This window comes from Dietzia sp. DQ11-44 (assembly GCF_014145205.1).
Classification (GTDB): Bacteria; Actinomycetota; Actinomycetes; order Mycobacteriales; family Mycobacteriaceae; genus Dietzia; species Dietzia natronolimnaea.
Genome location: NZ_JAALEC010000240.1, coordinates 1 through 3270, shown reverse-complemented (window position 1 = coordinate 3270; position 3270 = coordinate 1). Strand labels below are relative to the sequence as shown.

The 3270-nt window shown below is 71.3% G+C and carries 3 protein-coding genes; 2 read left to right on the top strand and 1 reads right to left on the bottom strand.

The genetic code is table 11. The features are described 5' to 3' along the window. Positions 1-173 precede the first annotated feature (173 nt). Positions 174-635 carry a Rieske (2Fe-2S) protein gene (locus G6018_RS06985; RefSeq protein WP_182639243.1) on the bottom strand — a complete coding sequence of 154 codons (462 nt, stop codon included), beginning with the start codon at positions 633-635 and terminating at the stop codon, positions 174-176. Between the two features lie 45 nt (positions 636-680). Here G6018_RS06985 and G6018_RS06980 point away from each other — a divergent pair, with 45 nt between their 5' ends. Beyond that, the gene (locus tag G6018_RS06980; RefSeq protein ID WP_182639242.1) at positions 681-1844 is read left to right on the top strand and encodes a pyridoxal phosphate-dependent aminotransferase; all 1164 of its coding nucleotides are present in this window, start codon (positions 681-683) and stop codon (positions 1842-1844) included. A gap of 106 nt (positions 1845-1950) precedes the next feature. Next, positions 1951-3270: acyl-CoA dehydrogenase family protein (locus G6018_RS06975; RefSeq protein ID WP_182639241.1), on the top strand; the 1320-nt coding region annotated here is incomplete at its 3' end.

The window sequence follows — 3270 nt, the reverse complement described above, 5'->3', positions numbered from 1 at the left end:
CCGGCGTCGCGCTGCCGGGAAGCACGCCGTCGAGAAGAGCGTCCCGTGCATTCTCACTCGGCCGATGGGTGCGGAACGCTCTTCTCGATGCGGGGCGGGTGCTGGTGGCCCGCGCCCCGCGTCCGCGCCCCGCGTCCGCGGGGCAGCCCGGGTCAGCCCAGGTCAGCCGCGGGTCAGCCGATCGTCAGTTGGCCGTTCGCCTCGGTCACCGGGACCACGTCGAGCGGCCGAGGGGCCGGCGCGAGGGTGTTGCTGCCGTCGGTCGCGTCGTACTCGGCGCCGTGGAGCGGACACCGAAGGTGCAGGTCGCGGACCACCTGGACGGTCCCACCCTGATGGGTGCAGCGGGCCGAGTACGCGACGAACTCACCCTCGGTGGGCTGCGCGACGATGACCGTCGCGTCCCCCGACTTGACCTGCTTGGCGGTCCCGACGGGCACGTCCGCGGCGGGGATCGAGGTGGCCTGCACCTCGGTCGTCTGCTGCACGGTGGACGGCGGCTCCGCCGGCTCGGTCATCCCGCACGCCGAGGCGATCCCCGGCAGCAGGATGATCCCGGGCAGGGCGGCCAGGACGGTGCGGCGCTGCGTGCACGGTCCGACGGAGACGGATGCGGCGGCGGGGTGCTCGGTCATGTGGTCCATCGTATCGGGCGGCGACGGCGGACCTAGGCTGACGACATGACCGTCCGCCGTCTCGAGCCCCACGCCACCACGATCTTCGCCGAGGTCACCCAACTCGCCGTGCGGTTCGAGGCCGTCAACCTGGGGCAGGGCTTCCCCGACACCGACGGCCCCGCGTCGATGATCGACGCCGCCGTGCGTGCCATGCGCGAGGGCCACAACCAGTACCCACCCGGGACGGGGGTGCCCGAGCTCCGGCACGCGATCGTCGCCCACGAGACCGGCCACACGGGTCTGGTCCACGACCCGGACACAGAGGTCCTGGTCACCGTCGGCGCCACGGAGGCGATCGCCGGTGCGGTGCTGGGCCTGGTGGAGCCCGACGACGAGGTGGTGGTGATCGAGCCGTACTACGACTCCTACGCCGCCACCGTGGCGATGGCCGGGGCCACCAGGCGCGCGGCGAGGATGGTCCGCTCGGGCGATCGTTTCCGGCTCGACCTGGACTCACTGCGGGCGGCGTTCTCCCCGCGGACGCGGGCAGTGCTGGTCAACTCGCCGCACAACCCCACCGGAGCGGTGCTGCCGCGGGAGGACCTCGAGCAGATCGCGGCGTTGTGCCACGAGTTCGACGCGATCGCGATCTCGGACGAGGTCTACGAACACCTGACCTACGACTACAACGAGCACGTCTCGATCGCCACCCTGCCGGGGATGGCCGAGCGCACCCTGCGGATCTCGAGCGCCGGCAAGATGCTCAACTGCACCGGCTGGAAGATCGGATGGGTGACCGGGCCGGCCGGGCTGATCGCGGGCGTCCGGGCCGCCAAGCAGTACATGAGTTACACCGCCGGCACACCGCTGCAGCTCGCCGTCGCGCACGCCCTGCGTCACGAGGACGCGTGGATCCGGGCGCTACGGGCGCAGATGCAGGACCGGCGGGACCAGCTGGTGGACATCCTCACGGGCGTCGGGCTGGACCTCGCCGCCACCCAGGGGACCTACTTCCTCACGGCGGATCCGCGACCGCTCGGCGTCACCGACGCCGCGTCCTGGTGCCTGGAGCTGCCCGGACGGATCGGCGTGGCGGCGGTGCCGTTCGCGCCGTTCACCGACACGTACTCCGACGAGTGGTCGCACCTGGTGCGGTTCGCGTTCTGCAAACGGCCCGAGGTCCTCGACGAGGCCGGCCGCCGGCTCCGCGCGCTCGCCGACCGGTAAGAAACGGAGCGCGCTCCGGACCGACTCGCGCGAGCGTCTCGCAGGCCCTACGGTGGTTGCCTGGCGCGCCGGGCGGCGCGCCCGTGCGTCGACGAGGAGTACCCGAGTGTCCCACTACCGCAGCAACCCGCGTGACCTGGAGTTCGTCCTGTTCGAGGTGTTGGGGCTCGACGAGATCCTCGATCGGGACGACACGGAGCTCGACGGCGAGACGGTGCGCACCATGCTGCGGGAGGCCGCCGCCCTGGCGGAGGGGCCCGTGGCGGCCTCGTTCTCCGCCGCCGACCGGAACCCGCCGACGTTCGACCCCGAGACCCACGAGGTCACGCTCCCGCCGGAGTACGTGGCCTCGGTCCGCGCCTGGCAGGACGGTGGGTGGGGTCTGGTCGGAGTGGATCCCGCGGTCGGCGGCGTCGCGGCGCCGCGCATGGTCACGTGGGCGATCACGGAGTTCCTCCTGGGGGCCAACCCGTCGATCTTCATGTACCTGTCCGGACCGCTGTTCGCCGAGATCATGCACACCATCGGCAATGAGCAGCAGCAGAAATGGGCCGCCCGGATCATCGACCGCAACCACGGTTCGTCCATGATGCTCACCGAGGCCGAGGTGGGCTCGGACGTGGGCGCCGTTCGCGCCAAGGCGATCGAGCAGCCCGACGGCACCTGGCACATCGAGGGCGCCAAGCGGTTCATCACCGGCGCCGACTCCGGCGACCTGTTCGAGAACATCTGGCACCAGGTGCTCGCCCGGCCCGAGGGCGCGGGCCCCGGAACCAAGGGCCTGAGCTACTTCCTGGTCCCCAAGTACCTGCCGGACCCCGAGACCGCGGCGCCCGGTGAGCGCAACGGCGTGTACGTGACCGGGATCGAGAAGAAGATGGGGCTCACCGCCTCCGCGACGTGCGAGGTGGCGTTCGGCGCACACGGCCGGCCCGCCGTCGGCTTCCTCGCCGGGGACTCCCACCTGGGAATCAAGCAGATGTTCAAGACCATCGAGGCCGCTCGGATGATGGTGGGGACCAAGGCGATCTCCACCCTGTCCACGGGCTACCTCAACGCGCTGGAGTTCGCCCGGGAGCGCGTGCAGGGCAACGACATGGCCGACGCCGGGAAGCCCGACGCCGGGAAGGTCACCGTCATCCACCACCCCGACGTGCGCCGGTCGCTGCTCACCCAGAAGGCGTACGCGGAGGGACTGCGCGCGGTGTACCTCTATGCGGCCGCCCACCAGGACATCGTGGCCGCGGAGGTCGTCTCGGGCGCCGGCCCGGAACTGGCGCACACCGTCAACGACCTGCTGCTCCCGATCGTCAAGGGCGTGGGGTCCGAGCGCTCCTACCAGTGCCTGGCGGAGTCGCTGCAGTGCTTCGGCGGCTCGGGATATCTGAAGGACTACCCCCTCGAGCAGTACATCCGCGACGCCAAG

Excerpts from the sequence above, each read along its gene's own strand:
- G6018_RS06985 (WP_182639243.1), bottom strand. The coding sequence starts at position 635 with ATGACCGAGCACCCCGCCGCCGCATCCGTCTCCGTCGGACCGTGCACG.
- G6018_RS06980 (WP_182639242.1), top strand. The coding sequence starts at position 681 with ATGACCGTCCGCCGTCTCGAGCCCCACGCCACCACGATCTTCGCCGAG.